We start from the raw sequence: 17,632 nt of genomic DNA, 5'->3' as shown, positions 1-17,632 counted from the left end.
ATGGGCGGGGTCGCCGAACTTCTTCCTTCCCGGTGATCGACGCGGAGGACCATGCCCGCCATGCAGACCCTCGTGAAACGCCCCTGGAGGACGACGGTTCTGGCCGGCATGGCCTCCTACCTGGACGCCGGGGCTCTGGTGACCTCGGGCATCGTGATCGGTGGCTACTACACCGCTCCGTTGCATCTCAGCCCTGGGACCGTCGGAGCCCTGCTGGGACTTCAGACCCTGGCCTTCGCGGCAGGCGCGCTGTTCGGCGGCTGGCTGGGCGACCGCTTCGGCCGCCGGAAGATCTTCACCCTCTCCCTCGTGCTTTATGCGGCGGGCATCCTGCTGCTCCTCGTGGCGGCCACACCCGCCCTGCTCTACGCGGGTGTCATCGCGACCGGCCTGGCCATCGGCGCGGACCTCCCCGTGTCGCTCGCCCTCATCAACGAGGAGGCGCCACCGGGCAAGAAGGGCGTCATGGTGGTGTTCTCCGGCATGCTCTGGCTGGCCGCCATCGTCGCCGTGCTGATGCTGAGCTCCTTCATCGGAGTGCAGGGACTGCTGGGCGGCCGCATCCTCCTGGCACACCTGCTCCTGGTGGCCCTTGTCGTACTGTTCCTGCGTCTCGGGCTCGGCGAGTCGGCGGAATGGGCGGCCGCGCGCCGGGCCGCTACTGGGCAGTCGGCCGCGGATTCCATGCCCTTGCGTTTCGGCGGCATCAGGGAACTTCTCCGACCGCCCACGGTCCAGGCCCTGCTCGCCACAGGCCTGTACTACGCCACCTGGAACCTCGGCGCGAACACCCTCGGCCAGTTCGGCACCTTCCTGTGGACCGCTCTGGCCAAGGGAGACGTGGCACAGTTCTCCCAAGTCTCCGTATTGGGGCTGCCGGTCGGCTTCCTCGCCGGTCTCGCCTTCATGAGGGTGGTCGACCGTCCCGTGCGGTACGCCTGGTTCGCCGTCGGTTCCGCGCTGATCGTCGTCGCCTGGGCGCTGCCGGCCCTGCTCGGAGCGAACAAGGTCACGTTGATCGCCGTGATGCTCCTGTCCGGACTCGGCAACGCCTTCGCAGGCGAGTCCGTCTACAAAGTCTGGACCCAGGAACTGTTCCCCACCCTGCTGCGCGCCACCGCGACCGGCGTGACCATGGCCTTCACCCGGGGCGCGGCCGGACTGGCCGCACTGGGTACGCCCGCCTTCGCCCTGGGGCACCCCCGGCTGTTCTTCGGCCTGATATTCGCCGCCGTGCTGGTCGCTGCCGTGATCGGCCTGGCCTGGGTGCCCAGGCTCTCCCAGGCCCCGCCATCCGAACAGCTGGCGGTGGCGAAAGCCCGTCGTGGAGCGCTCAGTGACCAGGGGCTGACCGAACCGTCGATCTTGTCGACCTGACCGTGACGCCCAGCCGCACCGAACGTAGGCGACGTCAGCGCGCCTCGCGCACGACCGCCGCTCCCCCCGGGGGGCACGGTGACCGAACCGCTGATGTCCTTCCCGGTGAGGAGTTCGACGCCGTTGGCGGGTACGTCCCCACCGCTGCCGCCGTGGTCGATCAGGAACAGATAGTCGGCGTCGGGCCCGGTGCGCCGGAAGTGGGATCAGCGCCTGGCTGTCGTGCAGGTTCGCCCCTGAGATTCCGGCCCCCAGAGGGGCAGCAAGAACCAGTTCGACGCCTGCCTCGTCGCAGATACGGGTCAGGAGCGCGGCGAGGGTCCCGGCGTCGGGGCGAGTCGCCACGTACCAGGCGGTTCCGGCGCCGGGAGCGGGGCCCATCCGGGATGTTCTCGGCATACGCACCGACGAAGCCTTCCCGCTGCTGCCGGGTGAGACGGTCCACCTCACCGGACCGGTCCCGGCAGGCGCAGCCGCCACCTTGTGGTCCGAACGCGTCCGGCTCGCCGCCAGGTCGTCCAGGGCGGCCACTGGTATCGGGATCCCGGCATCGGAGGAGACGCGTAGCCGGCCTTCGCTGATGAGAGCCAGCGCGGCGCCGGTACCACCGAAAGTCGCGGCGAGCCGGGGTAGAACGACCTGTTGTATTTCTTGCTCCGTGACTGCGGTCATCACAGCGGAGGAGAAGGCCGCGATCTCGTCGGCGCGCTGGCGTTCAGCAATCAGCGCGACCAACGCTCTCCGCCGGCGCGCTTGCCTTGTGGTGTCATCGCGGATTACTCCGAAGACCCGCTCGGGGCCGCCAGACCCCAGAATGATCCGACGAGCCCGGCAGACCAGGAAATGCCAGCCATCCCCGTCAGTGAGGAACCGTAACCTGACCCAGGGGGACCCGGCAGCCGTCAAATGCACGAGCCGCCGAAGAACACTGCGGTCGTCAGGGTGGACTCGCCGAACCACCTCGGACAAAGGCATAGAGGCCTTCGGGAACAGCGCCGCCAAGGCGGGTGCGCCTCCCAGCCACTCCAGCGTGCGCTCCTGCGGTGAATACATGCAGAGACCAAGGTTGGCAGCCTTGGCCGCCAGCCGGAACGGGACCAACAGTCCGTCCCGGTCATTTCTTGCGTTCAGAGAGTGCACCCACACCAGCGCCCCGCCGCCTACCGGGTCATTCACTCGTCGCGCCTCGACAAGGCAGACGACGGATGCTGAAGCTGGCCCTGGGAACTCCAGCACCCGCATCGCAACCGTCTTTGTCGTGGCGGCGTGAGAAACGAGGCTCTCGGCCGCGGGCAACTGACTCGCGGGCAATAGATCACCAAACCTATGACGCACACACTGCTCCACTGGCCTGCCCAGCACCCTGGCCATCGGCGCGTTGAGGTGGCGGATGGCTCCGTCCAGGGTCAAAAGAGCCGACGGTGTGGCCATCTGAAGAATTTCGTCCGAGGCGTCCATTCACCCCTCACTACCCATCTTTGAGATATATGATCTTGTTGTCCTTGAATAAGGGTATATGCGTGCGGCGCAGGCCGTCTCCACCAGCAGGGGACATACGACAGGGCGCAAGGTTGGGCTGGGGGTTCTGTGCCACCGGGTTCGAGAGAGCGCCAGGGTGCGCCGGTCACGGCGCGTGTGCGGGGCGGGCTGGTCGGGGCCCGTGCCACCAGGCGGACTGAATGCTGTCCTCAGAAGGAGGTGGTGGCGTGGCCTACCGGAGTCTGGCGGCGATCTCGTGGTGGCACAGGGATCGTGTTGGGGCCGACGGGAAGGTAGAACTCTACGGGCTCTCTGTCGCGGTAGCAGTGGCCTTCAACGGAGACCTCGGCGGCGGTGACCTTCCTGCCTGCGTGGTCGATTACGCGTGTCTCGTGGGGCGGCGGGGGGTTCCACGTCGTCGCGGATCATGCGGGATAGCCGCCGGCGGCGAGGTCGTCGATCAGGCTCGGACGGGTGGGCTGCCAGCCGAACCGTTCCCGGGTCAGTGCACTCGACGACGGCATGTCGAGGGCGAACACCCGGCCGATGACGCCGAAGCTCTCAGGTGGCACCGACTCGACCGGCACCGCGAGAACACCACCGATGGTCTCGGCCAGCGACCTCATGGTGTCGCCTTCGTCGGCTACCGGGTGCAGGACCGTGCCCGGCGTGGCGTCCTCGAGTGCGATCCGGAACAGCACGGCGGCATCAAGCCGGTTGACTGCCGGCCATCGCTGCGTGCCGTCACCGACGTACGCCGACACGCCCGCTTTCTGTGCGGCGGCAATGAGCACCGAGCAGAAGCCGTACTGCGCCCCGCGCTGGTGCACGGAACGTGGCAGGCGCACGACGGAGGACCGGACGCCCTGGGTGGCCAGGGCGAGCACGGCGTCGGCGGTACGGCCGCGGCCACCGACCGGACCGGCTGTGGTGTTGGGGTCCTCCTCGGTGGAGATGTGGCCTGGCATCATCGGCGTGAGGCCGGCATGTACGAACGGCTTGCCACTGCCTGCGAGCGCGGCCGCGAGAGTCTGTACGGCGCGCCCTTCCTCGTCGATGCCTTGCTCCAAGTTGTTCCAGTCGTTGCTGAAGGCGAGGTTGATGACGCCATCGGCCTGCGTGGCGCCGTCGCGGAGGCTGTCCAGGTCGGTGAGGTCGCCGCGGAGCGGTGTCCCGCCGGCGGCGGCGACGTCCGCGGCCGCGGCGTCGGAACGGACGAGGCCGAGGACCTCGTGACCTGCAGCGATGAGTTCGGGAACTACAACTGAGCCGATGCTGCCGCTGGCTCCGGTGACGAACACACGCATGGAAGTCTCCAGATGACTTGCTGCGAACGCTGCGTCGCAGGGAAAGCACCGACGGCCAAGCCGCTCCGGCAGGCGACGTTCGCCTCTTGAATTCCAAGCCGAGGAGACTGCATCTCCTCGGCCCCGCTCAATATTCTAACAATGTACACATTCCGTCACGCCGCATTGCCCATTGTGCAGGCACTGCTCCGATGAGCGTAGGCCCGCCACCGACATACAGCCCTTCGGGAACTCCGAGGTGGATCAGAGAGAAAGGGCGGACTCAGATTGAAAAGTGGCCGGTGGCGACCAACGTCGACGCACAGTACGCATTCCCGCGGACCGAGAATCCGTCTTGAAGAGGAAATCGGATTACACGCCCAGGAAGGATAAGATGAACGAATTCAAGCCGTTTTCCGGGTATCTGGCAATCCTTGAGCAGGTGCACAATTACTATGTCCGGTCGGATCAGTGCAGAGCGCGCCGGCGCCTGATCCGCGAGGCCGTGTTCGTGCGGGTACAGATGCAGGGCGAAGCTGCGCAGCGGGAACCCGCCGAAAAGCGTAGTGGTTCCCAGTGAGTGCGGCCTGCGTACCAGCAGCACATGACGCAGCCCGCCTGCGGGTCGGCGTGTTCGCATTGGCGATGCTTCGGGACGGCATCTCTGCGGCCCGAGACGCCTGGTGGCTTGCCACCCTGCCGTGCGGGCGGGGCCGTCTCGCGACGGCACCGCGGTCGCCTCGTCTTGCGTGAGACGTCGTCCACGGCTTCAGCGCACGCGGATGATCGTCTTTCCGCTGACCTTCTGGGCCGGGTTGAAGGCGGCGACAGCGTCGTCGAGGCTCGCGACCTGGCCGATATGCGTCCGCAGGCGTCCCTCCCGCACCCGCCGGGCGATCTCGCCCAGCTGGGTGCGGTCGGAGACGACAACGAAGTCGACCGCCAGGCCGTCGGCCGGCCGGACCTCCGGCGGGCCGGTGACGGTCACGAATGTTCCTCCACTTCGCACCAGCCGGGCCGATCGAGCGGCGATGTCGCCGCCGAACACGTCGAAGACGAAGTCGACTCCGCCGACGTCTTCTAGCGTGTCGCTGTCGAGATCGACGAATTCGTGTGCGCCGAAGTCGAGTGCGCTCTGGCGGTGGGCGGCGCGTCCGGTGCCGATGACGTACGCACCGGCCTCTCGCGCGAGCTGAGCCGCCATCGATCCGACCGCGCCGGCGGCACCGTGCACGAGCACGCTCTGCCCCACCGAGAGGTGCCCGTGCTCGAACAGTCCCTGCCAGGCCGTCAGTCCTGTCATCGCGGCGCTCGCGCCGACCGTGAAGTCGATGTCGCCGGGCAGCGGCGCAAGGTTGCGTGCCTCGACGACGACGTACTGCGCGAGGGTGCCGTCGCGGGTCCAGTCCGTGAGGCCGAAGACGCGCTGCCCGACCGACAGTCCTGCTGTTCCGTAGCTGAGCGAGGTGACCACGCCCGCCACCTCGTGTCCGGGGATCGAGGGTGTCCGATCCCGGCCGAGGCGGTCGACCCAGGTCGAAGGCCACTCCAGTTCGTCCCCGGTGAATCCCGACGCGTGAACTTCGACGACGACGTCACCGTAATTCGCGCCGTCAAGACTGGCGAGCCGTGCCGTTTCCGGATCGGGCCGTTCATCCAGCCTCATCCCCGCGGTTCCGGCGGCGGGGTCCGTGACCACGATCGCTTTCATGTGTTTCCTCTTTCTGTGCAAGCTCTGTCCGTCCTCGCGTGACGTGGACGGGGCCGGTGCGCGTGCCGGGCGCCGCCGTGTGCCGTCATGTTCGGCCCGATGGGTACCGTCCCGGTCGGCACGGCCGACGTGCGGCCCCCGGGGCAGGCCGCCGTCGACGGGAGAGCTCCGGCTGACACTGCGGGGAGTGGTCGGGGGGCCGTTCACGCATCGCTGGTCCGATCTCGTGATGGCCTTCGCAGGTATCGTCACCGCCTCGATCGAGCGCGTAGTTGCTCCGGCCCGCCCCTGCCCACTACTGCCCGGTGCCGGTGAGCAGCGGGCGTGGGGACGGCTGTCCTGCGGTCAGCGCCGTCGGCAGGTGAAACGCGTCGATGTCCTGTCCGCGTGGCCACGCCGATGCGAAGTCCTGTCGCTCCTGCGCTGCGCGTACGGTGGCCCCGCATCGGGAGCGTCGGTGCCCGGGCGGTTCATGCCGGAACGAGCACGAGCTTCTTCCCACCGGCCCGTCCGGCGACGACCTGGGTGAACGCGGCCGGTCCCTCGCTCAGCGGCAGGGGTTCCGGGGCGAGCTTCAGGCTTCCGTCCGCAGCCTGCTCCGCCAGCCGGGCAAGCTGCGCGGCGTCGGGTTCGATGTAGAGGTCCCAGCTCGTGATGCCTCGTTCCTCCGCGGGCGCGTCCGAGGTCAGGGAGCACAGCCGGCCACCGTCCCGCACCAGGGGCAGGGCCGGGGCCGCCGTGCCGGTGGCGATCGTGAGGGCGGCGTCGAACTCGCCGCGTACCTTGGTCGACCACTGCGGGTCGTGGTAGTCGACGACCTCCATCGCTCCCAGCCCGAGCAGACGCTCTGCTGCACTGGCGGACGCGGTCGCGGTCACCTCGATGCCCTGGGCCGCGGCGAGTTGAATGGCCAGGGCTCCGGTGCCCCCGCCCCCGTTGGTGATCAGGAGCCGCTGTCCTCGGCTGAGGTCCAGCTTTTCCAAGGCCTGCAGCGCCGTGAGCCCGTTGACGGGCAGTGCCGCTGCGTGTGCGGCGTCCAAGCCTGACGGACAGGCCGCCGCGTGATCCGCGTTGATCACAACGCGTTCGGCCCAGAAGCCGCTTCCTCCGGGCAGCGGGGCTTCGTGCGCGAGCACCCGGTCGCCTACGGCAAACCGGGTGACACCCGCACCGACGGCCAGCACCTTGCCGGCGCCCTCCACTCCCAGCGCCGCCGGGAGGCGTAGCCCCACGTCCCAACTGGCGTCGATTTCCAGTACGTCCCACGGCCCGACCCCCGCGGCTTCAACCGCGAGCAGGATCTGGCCCGGCCCGGGAGACGACGGTTCCGGCAGTTCCAGCAGGGCGACTTCCGTCCCTGCCCTGGACACTCCGCAAGCCTTCATAGTGATCTTCTTCCTCTCATTCGGTCCGGCCGACTCGGAGGTACGGGCTGGAAACTGCATCCGGCGAGGGTGTCGAATGGGACATTCCGCACGCCTTCACAGTAGATCCTTGTCCTCGCGCTCCGTCCGACCGGCTGGTTCCATGTCCCCCGAGCTTCGGGCAGCGGCGTTGCCGCCGGCGGCAGGTTCCGCGCCGCCGGCGCACTGGCCGGCCGCCCCCAGTCCGAACCTGGTGGCCGCAGCGGGCGACGAGAGGTACGTCGTGGCTGTCGAGGCGCGGCGGGAGCCACCGCCCGACCTGACCGGCGGGGGCGCGACGGCGGCTTTCCCTTCACTGCCTCCGGACTTGAGCCACTGCCCTTCCCGGTGCCGTGGCTGGTCAGATGAACGTGAACAGCTGGTCGGTTTCGAAGCGCGAAATGGGGCTGCTGTACGCCTTCGCGGGGTCGGGGTAGCCGAGGGCCAGCAGCACGGTCGTGGTGTGTCCGGTTTCGCGGATCTTGAACGCCTTGTCGACGCTGGTCGGGTCGAACCCTTCGAGCGGCATGGCTTCGACGCCGAGCTCGGCAGCCGCCATCATGGTCAGACCCATGGCGAGGTAGGTCTGCTTCTCCATCCAGTGGTTCAGGTCCTTGTAGCCGTAGTTGCGGAGATTGAGGAAGTCGCGGGTCATCGACTCCCACCGCGCCTGCTTTGCCGGGTCGGGGAACCGGCCGTCGGCCCGCTCCTTGTCGAACACCGCCTGGAGGTGGCCGTCGGACAGGTCCGCCCTGGTGGTGAGGATGACGGTGTGTGAGGCGTTCAGGATCTTCTCGCTGTTGTCCTGGAATCGCTCGCCGAGGTTGGCGGCCAGCCTCTCCTTGCCCTCCGTCGTGGCAAGGACGTAGAAGTGGTTGGGCTGCACGTTCGTCGATGACGGCGTCGAGCGCAGGAACCCCAGCAGTTGGTGAAGTGTGTCCTCCGGGATCGTCTTGCTGGGGTCGAAGTACCTGGTGAGGTGCTTGTTCATGAGCTTGCCGAGATCCATGTCGTCCTACCTTTTCTTGTGATCACGTGCTGAAGAGTCAGTGATTTGCGTGATCGGGTTAGTTGTTGCGGCGGGCTAGCAGTTCGTTGACGCGGGCGACGTTCATGCCCGCCGTTGCCGACGCGAGGTCGCCTGCGAGGATTGCCTTCGTGGCCTCTTCGAGCGCCCCCATCGCGTGGGTGTAGAGCAGCGGGCCCAGGCTGATGCGCTTGACGCCGGCCTGCTGCAGTTCAGCGACGGTCAGGACTTGGTCCGCCGGGGACACCAGGACGTTGACCGGTGTCGGGGCGACGGCGGTGACGATCGCGACGAGTGCGTCGAGGTCGGGTGGGAATGGCGCGTAGACCACATCGGCGCCCACCTCTGCGAAGGCGGTCAGACGTCGAATGGTGTCGTCGAGATCGGGTCGTCCCTGGATGAAGTTGTCGGTGCGGCCGGTGACGACGATGCGTCCCTTTGAAGCGGCAACGGCGCTCCGTACGCGATTGACCGCTTCGTCGAAGTCGCGGATCGGCCGGTCGGGATCGCCCGAGGTGTCCTCCACGCCGATACCGGCCAGGCCGGACTCCACGGCGGCCTCAACGGTCGCCGCGACGTCTTCGGGCATGTCGCCGTATCCGTCCTCGAAGTCTCCGTTGACGGGCAGCCCTGTGAGGCGGCCGAGGAGCCGCGCATGCGCAAGGTGCTCTTCGCGGGTGACCTGGTGACGGCCGTCGAGACGGCCGAGCGTGGCGGCGATCGCCGCGGACGATGTCGCGATCGCCTCGAAGCCGGCATCGGCCAGCATCAGCGCCGAGAGGCCGTCCCAGGCGTTGGGCATGACGAGGCCATCGTCGCGGGTGTGCAGCGCCATGAATTTCTCATGGAGTTCGGAGCCAGGCATGTCGAGCCTTCCTGAACGATCATCAAGGTGAGGGGTCCGCCGCCTACTGCGTGCCTGGACCGCTTCAGGGGATCCGAGGACCAACCGCGACTAGGGCGTGGTCGACGGCCGCGTGGAGCCTTGAAGCGGCCCGGGCCTCAGAGGATGAGTTGATGTGGGCTGTGGACGATCTCGTCCTGGTCCTTCGTCGGCACGACTGCGCGCCAGGGGCGGAGCACGTGCTCGATCACGCTGTCGCGTGCGGCGTGGGGCGCCCCCGCGGATCGGGGTGCGGGTTCACTGGGGCACGGTGGTGTCGACCGAGTCGACTGCGGGGAGGTCGAGGTCGGTCTGGTTGACGTTGTTGATGAAGTTGGTGAGCAGGAACTGCACCGCCACCGTGACGATCCCCAGGATCTGAGCGTCGGTGTATCCGGCGTGCCGCACATCCGCGAGGTCGGCGTCGCTGACCCGGCCGCGGCTCTCGACCACCTGCTGCGCGAAACGAGCGGCCGCCGCACGTCTGGGATCGACCGAGCTCCCGACGCGGCCGAGTTCGATGTCGTCGCTCGACATGCTGCCGAATTCGGTCGCGACGTGGGTGTGCATCGCCAAGCAGTAATCGCAGCCGTTGGCCTGTGACACGGCCAGCGCGATGCTGTGCCGTGTTCTGCCGTCGAGAACCCGGCTCAGGGTGCCCTGCATAGTCGTGACGGCCTCAAGAACGGCCGGGTTCGACGCGAGGGTCTTGAACATGTTCGGGACGAAGCCCAGCTGGGCACCAACGTTGCCGAGTATCTGCTGTGCGCCGGCAGGCGCATCCTCTGGAGCGGGAACGTTCAGTCGTGACACGGCGAATCGACCTCCGATCTGGGTGTGAATGGTCGTCGAGCCCCAGACGGGCTCACTGTTTCGGAGCTGCGCCGCGGGCTCCTCCCTTGCCGGCCGCAACCTTGTCGGTCGAGTGCGGTTGCGCGCAGCGGCCTGCGGGGAGAGGGGCGACTCCGTCGGTGCCGAGTTCTGGAACTCTTCACCACCTCGGACACCACATAGAAAGGACTATACAGACCAGAAAATTCTGCGCAACCCCCGGGAGGGGTGGCGTGCACCAGGCCGCCTGGTGACGCGTCGCGACAGGGGCAAGCCATCAAATCTGCAGCTCAGAGGCTCGCATTGCCCCTGTTGTGAGCGGTCGTTCCGATCGGATCGCAGGGCGCCAAGCCACGTCGAACCGGCCGCTCTCCATCCGGATCGATTGATTTAATGGACTATTTAGTCCAAGCTGAGATACGGCTTGACAGGATCGACGCCAAGACCTGCCGGCTCTGCCTGCATCTGCTTCTCACGTCCCTGCACGTGGAGGTACTGGGTGACACGCCTGTCCCGGCACAGGCCATCGACGCCAGGGTGGTGCGCCGCCTCGGCGCCTACCGCGGTGCGGTCCCGGGCGCCATCGCGCAGACTGCTCCGCGACTCCGGCAGGACGGGAACCCTGGAGGAGGTTCTCGCCGGGGAAGTCCGGCAGATCCCCAACACCGGCGCGCCGCAGCGGACGGCCGCAGGACTGCGCGATGCCGTCCTGGCCCGGTCGGGGCTTACCGGCCGCGTCGCCATCGACACCTGCGTGAAGAATCACAAGATCCTCGTCTCCCACCGATCAGCCCTTACGGTCGTATCGGCGCCATAACTGATGCGGCCTGGAGGTCGAGGCCAGCGCGCTTGTGGAGCGCTCCACGGCCGAGCTGCACGAGTGAGTAACGTGCCCGAGGGAGACACCGTGTCCGCAACCAGCGATATCCGCCGCACACCCCGCGGCCTGGAGACCCGTTCACGGATCGTTGATTCGGCGGCCAGGCTGTTTTACGTCCGGGGTGTCAGCGCCACCACGCTCGATGACGTCCGGCTGGTGAGCGGAACGAGCAAGTCGCAGTTGTACAACCACTTCAAGGACAAACGCGCGCTGATCCATGCCGTGATCGACGCGCAGTCGAAGTTCGTCCTCGCCCGCGAGGAACAGTGCCTGCGCGGCGTGAAGACCCTCGCTGGCCTCCGCCGCTGGCGTGACGCGCTGGTACAGGCCAATTCGTTGCAGGATGGCTCGTACGGATGCGCGCTGGGCGCGATGTCGATTGAGCTGTCCGACAACGATGAGCAGTCCCGCCAGGCCCTCAATGCATCTCTCGATGCCTGGCAAGGGATGCTCGTCGAAACACTGACCAGGCTACGTACCCTCGGCGTACTCGCCGAGGACGCGGACCCACAGCGCCTGGGTACTGGCCTGCTGGCCGCTCTGCAAGGAGGTTACGTGCTGGCACAGAATGCTCACAGCTCCGAGCCGATGGGCGTCGCACTGGACATGGCCCTGGACCACATCGCGTGCTTCGCTCCCCGTTGAGCCACGTTCGCAGCCCGAGAGACTCGTCCGCCTCTGCCACGACTGGCTGGAACAGCCGGCCCCGTACGGGCCGCAGGCGGACGCCGCCGATGATCGCCTTCCCGGCAATCCGCTCGGCCGGAGAGACGGCGACACCGGCGTCCTTGCGGGTTGGTGCGTTGCCGATGCCCCTGCGCCGGCCCTGATCAGCCGGACAGGGGGCGAACGGCGGCCGGACCGTTCTGGATCCAAAGCCGACCCTCAAGGTCTTGATCGTCCTTGGCAGTACCGGCACAGAGCCCAAGCGCACGCCGTCAGGTGCAACTCCGGTCGGCCCTCTCCGGCCACCGGGAGACTCCAGAAAAAGGTCCTTGAGGTCCCTTTTCAATCCTGCTAGCCTGCGCGGCGGTAATCTGGCCTACGTGGCGGAACAGGCGCGCGACAGAAACGATTCCCGGCTGACCGAGCGCGGGCGGGCGACTCGAGAGCGCATTTTGAGGGCTGCCGCCGACATGATGTACGTCAGGGGCGTGTCTTCCACGACCCTCGACGAGGTCAGGGCGGCCAGCGGAACGAGCAAATCCCAGCTCTACCGTCACTACCCCGACAAGGATGCACTGGTGCGGGACGTTGTCGCATTGCAGGCTGCTGAACTGCTCAAACGCCAGCACCAGCTACTTCAGCGGCTCAACTCTCTCCGCGGGCTGGAGCGCTGGCGGGACGTCCTGGTCGAACACAACGCCCTCCGAAACGGCGCCTACGGCTGCCCGCTCGGATCCCTTGCGAGCGAGTTGGCCGATCAGGACGAAGAGGCACGCAAGGCGCTCGCCCGGCACTTCGACAGCTGGGAGGGACTGCTCAGGACAGGGCTCGAGCGAATGAAGGACTCGGGAGTCCTCCGTTCCGATGCAGATCCCGGAGAGCTCGCCACCGGCCTCATGGCTGCCCTGCAGGGCGGCTACCTCCTTGCGCAGACAGCCCAGGACGTCAAACCCATGAGGATCGCCCTGGACATGGCGATCGGGCACATCAAGACCTATGCCGCATCCGCTGAAGACGCCAGTCCGCCGGCGGGAAGCCCGTCAGGCCACTGAGCCTTCGCGACAGGGCGGCACCAGGACGGATGCCGCACCACAGGCGGCTGGCGCCGCAGCCTCCGGCACGGACCGCTACCGCCTCCCGATGGCCGTAGGCGGCTCAGGCGAGGGTTTCGCGGTGGCGGGAGGCGCCCGACCCCCTCATTCTGTGCCCCCTGGAGCCCGAGCCTCCCTTCAGAAGCAGTTGCCCTCCCTACTTAAGAGGACTATTTGGTCCTGAAAAGTGGCCGGCGTGCGGTACGTTTGGAGAGAGCGGTCTCCTGCGGACAGCTGAGCAGCCAAACCTCACAAGGATCTCCAGGGCGGTATGCACCATGCACGTGGACGTCCAGTTCCCGGGGGTCGGTCCCGTCCGGCTACGCAAACAGGGAGGCGAGGCCGGAGCCGGCCAGCCGCGGCAGCGTGTTGTCCTGTCAGTGTTGTTGCTCAGGTCAGGCGAACCGGTGAGCGCCTCGAACCCGGCGGAACACGTGCCGGGCGATGACGCCCTGCGGTCGGCCGCAGACTACGTTTGGGCGGACGCCGACCGGCCCCGGCAAGCGCGGAGCCAATGCAGTGACAGCTCCCGCAGCCCGGTCGACGGAATCTGTCCGCGGCTGAGTCAACGGGACGCTCTGGACCTGAACAGCTGCACAAAGGCAATGGCGACACGGGAGGACCCTAGCGCCGACGGCCTGGCATCCGTCGCGACTGTGTTGGCCCAGAACCTCGAGAGCGTCAGTGCCACGGCATCAGCCCGTCGAGGGAACCCGGGACCTCCGCCAGCGCTGCCCCTGGGATCGGCTCCCTCTCCTGCAGAGCGCCGACCGGCTGACGGGCGCGTCGCCGACGCTCTCACATCACGGTCCGCCTCAGCGCCAAGCCGCCCCGGCGGACCCTGTCGCCCGCGAGAGGGGGCGGGACCAAGCGCCTGGTCGCCGCTACAGCCATCCTCACGGCCGACGAACGAGTCTGCGGCGGAAGGCCTGGTTCGTCCGCACGGACAGGCGTATACGCGCCAGAGATGACCCGCGCGGACTTGGCGACCGCGTCGCCCCGGCCGCGCAACTGTCCCGATTCGCCGTCGGCTGCCTGCACCGCTGCCGCCGTGCGGGCAACACCGTTCGCGCGGCGATTCGGAGACACCACCTTGGAGCCTCGACCGGTCGGTCGGGCACTCGATGACAGTGGAGTTGATCACCATGGACGGACAGGAACTGCAGAAGATCGCAGGCGACTGCACCGTGGAGCTGCCTGGAGGCGAAGTGGAGCATCGTTTCGGCCCCGATTGGGACCTCTACAAGGTGGGCGGCAAGGTTTTCATGCTCATGACCGATATGCCGGGGCACCCTGTGGTGATTCTGAAAGCTGATCCGGAGGACGCCGCAGCCCTACGCGAGCGGCACGCGGACATCACCCCCGGCTATCACATGAACAAGCGGCACTGGATCACGGTGGAAGGCGGAGGCACCGTCGACGAGAAACTGGTGAAGGAACTCGTGATCGACTCCTACCGTCTTGTGGTCGGCGGACTTCCCAAGGCCCAGCAGCCCGTGGATCCGCACACCTACGGACGGGCCTGACCATCGTCATGTACGTCGAACCCCGCGGCGACCGCGGTACGACCGGTCCAGCCCGACTACGGCAGGCCCTTGGCAGCGATGTGATTTGCGCCGGACGAGGCGGGCGCGGCGCGCTGGCCACAGCCGTCCGCGAAGCCGTCCGCAGCGGCCGCCTGGCGCCCGGGACACGGCTGCCCTCCTCCCGCCAGCTCGCCGCCGACCTCGGGCTTGCCCGCAACACCGTGGCTGACGCCTACGGCGACCTCGTCGCCGAGGGATGGCTTACCGCCCGCAGAGGCTCGGGCACACTCGTCACAGACAGGACGATCAGGCGACCGGTCTTGGTCCCCCCGGCGGCCGAGCCTCCCGGTGAACCGCCCCACGACCTGCACCCAGGAAACCCCGACCTGACCACTTTCCCCCGTGCCGCGTGGCTGAAGGCCACACGTCGCGCAATGGCCACGGCTCCCGACGACGCGTTCGGCTACGGTGACCCCCGCGGCCGGCCGGAGCTAAGAGCCGCACTCGCAGAAACTCTCATACGAACCCGGGGCGTCTACACAAGTCCGGAGCACATACTGATCTGCGCCGGCGTCTCACACGGCCTGCAGATCCTGGGCGAAGTCCTGGCCGGTCGGGCGGCAAGGAGCGTCGCCGTCGAGTCCTACGGCCCAGGCAGGCACCGCGACCTGCTGGCTGCTGCCGGACTGCAGACCCTCCCGCTTCCCCTGGACACTCACGGAACCGACCCCGTCCCGCCTGACGGCACCGATGCAGTCCTGCTCACACCGGCTCACCAGTTCCCTGTGGGAACGACGCTCCAACGCGATCGCCGCACGGCCGTCGTGGACTGGGCCAGACGAACAGGCGGGCTGGTCCTGGAAAATGACTACGATGGTGAGTTCCGGTTCGACCACCAGGCTGTCGGGGCGCTCCAGGGACTCGCTCCAGACTGCGTGGTCTACCTGGGTACCGCCAGCCACACACTTGCTCCTGGCCTGCGGCTGGCCTGGATGGTGCTGCCTGCCACGCTCGCCGAGGAAGCTGCGGCAGCCAAGGGACAGATCGACTCATGCGAGGTATCGAGCCAGCTGACCATGGCGGAATTCATCACCTCCGGCGCCTACAACCGCCACGTACGCGCTGCCCGTCGGCGCTACCGCGATCGGCGGAACTCTCTCGTCACAGCCCTGGCCCAGCACGCCCCAGAGGTGCGCGTCACAGGGACAGCGGCCGGCCTGCACACCCTGCTCAGCCTGCTGCCCGGGACCGAGCAGCGCGTCGTTCAGTCGGCGACCCGGCAGGGACTCAGAGTGGCCGGCCTGTCCCGATACCGCCATGAACGATCCCAGCACGTCATGGCCGATGCCCTCGTCGTCGGCTACGGGACGCCCTCCGACGCTGTGTGGCCTCAGGCGCTCTCCGCGCTCACGCGGATCCTTTCCTGACACGCTCCCTCAGCCGGGCACGCCCCGTCGCACCAGGTCGTCAACAACATGACGTGGCCACCAACGAACCTGACCTGCACCGGGCCGTCGGCCTCCCGCACGATCGCCAGGATCTTGCGGTAGTCGCCGGGCAACGCGTCCTCGTCGGCCGCGTCGCTGCGGTGCGGGATGAGCAAGACCGCCCGCCAGGCCACCTTCGCGGACACCGGAGCGACAGCTTCGGCGTCGGCCTGGGCCTGCTCGGCCAATCGGTTCAACACTCGTTCCGCGATCGCCAGTTCGTCCCGCTCGACCTGGACCTCCTGCAGCTGTTTGGTCAACTGCTCGGCGAGGGCATCCAGTTCGCCTCGGCGAGTGGTGATCCACTGCCGCTCCTGCAATTCCGCAGTCCCCTCGATCTCATGGCGTGCCGACCTGCCGACGGATCGTAAGCGCGGGTTAGTCGCGGGCGCAGCCGAACCCAGCAGACCACCGGAATGGGACCTGCCCGATGACCTACACCGTGGTCATCGGCCGCCGACCGGTGCGAGTACCTGAATCGCCACTCACACCAGACCCGTGACCTGCGACTTCACTACGCACACTGCTCAGTGGCCCGAACCGGTGCATCGACATCGACGGGCCCATCGCTTGGTGCCAACGGCGCAAGGTCGAAGGGACGTACTACCCGGCGCCGCGCTATGCGCCAGATCCCTCCCTCGCGCCGGTATTCGTCCTCGTAGGTACCTCCACCGACAATCCAGCGGTGGTTGCGGAGTTGGGCCAGGACCACGACGTCCGATCGTCCGGTCGCGGCAGCGCCGTCGATTTCCACCGTGTGGTTGGCAGTGGCATGCTGCATGATCGGGAATGCCTGCCACTGCTGCTCGACCGCCGCGCGGATGGCTTCGATCCCCGTGAATATCTGGCCCGAGCTGGTCTCCCACGCGGCGTCCGCTGTCCAAATTGCCTCCCAGCGGACTGGGTCGCGGTGGTCGGCACCCACGCAGTAGTCGTGGGCCAGCCGATGCAGTGCGAATTCCGTCTCGACTCGGTCCAGGCGAGGCGGCAAGATCTTGTAACGTCGTCATTCCTGAGAGGCTACTGACGGTTGAGATGGCCCGCAGGGCGGCCGCCTCACCCCTGCAAGTGCTGGCGCAGGGCGTGCAGTTCGCCGTTTGCCGCAGCGAGCGCGGCCCGCAGTTGGGCAACTTCTTCACGGTGTTTGCGGCGGTCGGCGGCCAGCTGTTGGATGAGGCGGCGGACCAGCGTACTGGCGGCAGCCTCGGCGCCGGGGGCGTGAGCTGCGTCGCCCGGGATGGAATAGCTTCGTGCCCGGCAGAGCGCCTCGACCTGCGGGCGTAGGACGGGATGTCGGTAGATGAAGTCGGTGGACACTCCGGCCGCTGGGTGCGCGAGGCGTCGGCTTGCTCGCCGCCTGCGCCCCTGACCCGAGGGCAGAAACTGTCCAACAAGGCGCTGGCCGCCGTCCAGGCGCCGGTTGAGCACGGCTTCGCCCATCTCAGAAACTGACGGGTCCTCGGCAAGGTCCGCACCGACCCGAAGTGGGCGACCACCCTGGTGAGGGCCCTGCTGGTCCTGACGAACCGCGAAGTTTCCCGCTGACCGACGATCTTCACCGAAGTCATCCGCCCGCGACTTGCACAAGTATCGAGAACCCTGCGCACACCAGACCCGTAACCTGCGACTTCACGATGCACGCGGCTCAATGGGTCTACCGCAGTGGGCGGCCTACGGTCGTCTACGCCATCCTGGACCGTGACTGGGTGGGGTTGCGGGAGTAGGACCTGGATGCACGGAGGTGGCCCTGTCTGCGCTACACCGCCCAACGGCGGCAGGATGGGGCAGGACACGCCTACAGCCGCAGCGGGCCTTCACCCGTCGTTCGTTCACCTCCCGGCGCTGCGCACCCTGCCGGAGCGGGAATGCTCCGCCGCCTGATCGTGTTGTGGGGGGTGTGGTTGTGGAGGGGACAGTGTCCCCGGGCCTCACCTATTGCCCATGAGGACGATCGTTCGGCTGAAGCCTCATGGAGCCTTTCGCCG

The 17,632-nt window shown here is 67.6% G+C and carries 15 protein-coding genes and 2 pseudogenes; 7 read left to right on the top strand and 10 right to left on the bottom strand.

Features of this window, described 5'->3' with window-relative positions:
* Positions 1-60 precede the first annotated feature (60 nt).
* Positions 61-1,377 carry an MFS transporter gene (locus ACIRR9_RS41670; RefSeq protein ID WP_403763562.1) on the top strand — a complete coding sequence of 439 codons (1,317 nt, stop codon included), beginning with the start codon at positions 61-63 and terminating at the stop codon, positions 1,375-1,377.
* 1,146 nt (positions 1,378-2,523) lie between these two features.
* On the opposite strand, the pseudogene ACIRR9_RS41665 reads toward ACIRR9_RS41670, so the two are convergent.
* Positions 2,524-2,808, bottom strand: a pseudogene (locus ACIRR9_RS41665) (PAS domain-containing protein); the annotation flags it as partial.
* Between the two features lie 473 nt (positions 2,809-3,281).
* Positions 3,282-4,163: an SDR family oxidoreductase gene (locus tag ACIRR9_RS41660; protein WP_403763559.1), complete on the bottom strand. Its 882-nt coding sequence runs from the start codon at positions 4,161-4,163 to the stop codon at positions 3,282-3,284.
* A gap of 373 nt (positions 4,164-4,536) precedes the next feature.
* Here ACIRR9_RS41660 and ACIRR9_RS41655 point away from each other — a divergent pair, with 373 nt between their 5' ends.
* Positions 4,537-4,722, top strand: coding sequence for a hypothetical protein (locus tag ACIRR9_RS41655; RefSeq protein ID WP_403763556.1), 186 nt, complete (start codon positions 4,537-4,539; stop codon positions 4,720-4,722).
* Between the two features lie 189 nt (positions 4,723-4,911).
* Here ACIRR9_RS41655 and ACIRR9_RS41650 read toward each other — a convergent pair whose 3' ends face one another.
* The 5 genes from ACIRR9_RS41650 to ACIRR9_RS41630 form a co-directional block, all read right to left on the bottom strand.
* Entirely contained in the window at positions 4,912-5,853 is a 942-nt protein-coding gene (locus ACIRR9_RS41650; protein ID WP_403763553.1) for an NADP-dependent oxidoreductase, read from the bottom strand.
* A gap of 470 nt (positions 5,854-6,323) precedes the next feature.
* Complete coding sequence (locus ACIRR9_RS41645; RefSeq protein ID WP_403763550.1) at positions 6,324-7,223, bottom strand: NADP-dependent oxidoreductase; 900 nt, start codon at positions 7,221-7,223, stop codon at positions 6,324-6,326.
* Between the two features lie 394 nt (positions 7,224-7,617).
* The gene (locus ACIRR9_RS41640; protein ID WP_403763547.1) at positions 7,618-8,265 is read right to left on the bottom strand and encodes a nitroreductase family protein; all 648 of its coding nucleotides are present in this window, start codon (positions 8,263-8,265) and stop codon (positions 7,618-7,620) included.
* 58 nt (positions 8,266-8,323) lie between these two features.
* Complete coding sequence (locus ACIRR9_RS41635) at positions 8,324-9,118, bottom strand: isocitrate lyase/phosphoenolpyruvate mutase family protein (protein ID WP_403763544.1); 795 nt, start codon at positions 9,116-9,118, stop codon at positions 8,324-8,326.
* Positions 9,119-9,424: 306 nt separating this feature from the next.
* Entirely contained in the window at positions 9,425-9,979 is a 555-nt protein-coding gene (locus ACIRR9_RS41630) for a carboxymuconolactone decarboxylase family protein (RefSeq protein ID WP_403763541.1), read from the bottom strand.
* A gap of 925 nt (positions 9,980-10,904) precedes the next feature.
* Here ACIRR9_RS41630 and ACIRR9_RS41625 point away from each other — a divergent pair.
* From ACIRR9_RS41625 to ACIRR9_RS41610, 4 genes are all read left to right on the top strand, one after another.
* Positions 10,905-11,522: a TetR/AcrR family transcriptional regulator gene (locus ACIRR9_RS41625; protein ID WP_403763538.1), complete on the top strand. Its 618-nt coding sequence runs from the start codon at positions 10,905-10,907 to the stop codon at positions 11,520-11,522.
* Positions 11,523-11,923: 401 nt separating this feature from the next.
* The gene (locus ACIRR9_RS41620) at positions 11,924-12,595 is read left to right on the top strand and encodes a TetR/AcrR family transcriptional regulator (protein ID WP_403763535.1); all 672 of its coding nucleotides are present in this window, start codon (positions 11,924-11,926) and stop codon (positions 12,593-12,595) included.
* 1,184 nt (positions 12,596-13,779) lie between these two features.
* Positions 13,780-14,160 (top strand): MmcQ/YjbR family DNA-binding protein, encoded by a 381-nt coding sequence (locus ACIRR9_RS41615; protein ID WP_403763532.1) that lies wholly within the window; start codon positions 13,780-13,782, stop codon positions 14,158-14,160.
* Positions 14,161-14,168: 8 nt separating this feature from the next.
* Entirely contained in the window at positions 14,169-15,587 is a 1,419-nt protein-coding gene (locus ACIRR9_RS41610) for a PLP-dependent aminotransferase family protein (protein WP_403763529.1), read from the top strand.
* On the opposite strand, the gene ACIRR9_RS41605 is transcribed toward ACIRR9_RS41610, so the two are convergent.
* The 3 genes from ACIRR9_RS41605 to ACIRR9_RS41595 all read right to left on the bottom strand — a co-directional run bounded on the left by ACIRR9_RS41605 (position 15,551) and on the right by ACIRR9_RS41595 (position 17,087).
* Positions 15,551-15,967 (bottom strand): hypothetical protein, encoded by a 417-nt coding sequence (locus tag ACIRR9_RS41605; RefSeq protein WP_403763526.1) that lies wholly within the window; start codon positions 15,965-15,967, stop codon positions 15,551-15,553. The genes ACIRR9_RS41610 and ACIRR9_RS41605 overlap by 37 nt on opposite strands.
* Positions 15,968-16,161: 194 nt before the next feature.
* Complete coding sequence (locus ACIRR9_RS41600; protein WP_403763524.1) at positions 16,162-16,638, bottom strand: nuclear transport factor 2 family protein; 477 nt, start codon at positions 16,636-16,638, stop codon at positions 16,162-16,164.
* Between the two features lie 65 nt (positions 16,639-16,703).
* Positions 16,704-17,087, bottom strand: coding sequence for a hypothetical protein (locus tag ACIRR9_RS41595; RefSeq protein ID WP_403763755.1), 384 nt, complete (start codon positions 17,085-17,087; stop codon positions 16,704-16,706).
* Between ACIRR9_RS41595 and ACIRR9_RS41590 the strand changes: the two are divergent.
* Positions 17,010-17,192 (top strand): annotated as a pseudogene (locus ACIRR9_RS41590) (IS5/IS1182 family transposase); the annotation flags it as partial. The gene ACIRR9_RS41595 and the pseudogene ACIRR9_RS41590 sit on opposite strands and share 78 nt — an antisense overlap.
* Positions 17,193-17,632 lie beyond the last annotated feature (440 nt).

The organism is Streptomyces sp. NPDC101234 (genome assembly GCF_044767525.1).
In the GTDB taxonomy this organism is placed as follows: Bacteria; Actinomycetota; Actinomycetes; order Streptomycetales; family Streptomycetaceae; genus Streptomyces; species Streptomyces sasae.
The sequence above is the reverse complement of the archived record's forward strand: the minus strand, read 5'-3'. Positions and strand labels throughout refer to the sequence as shown.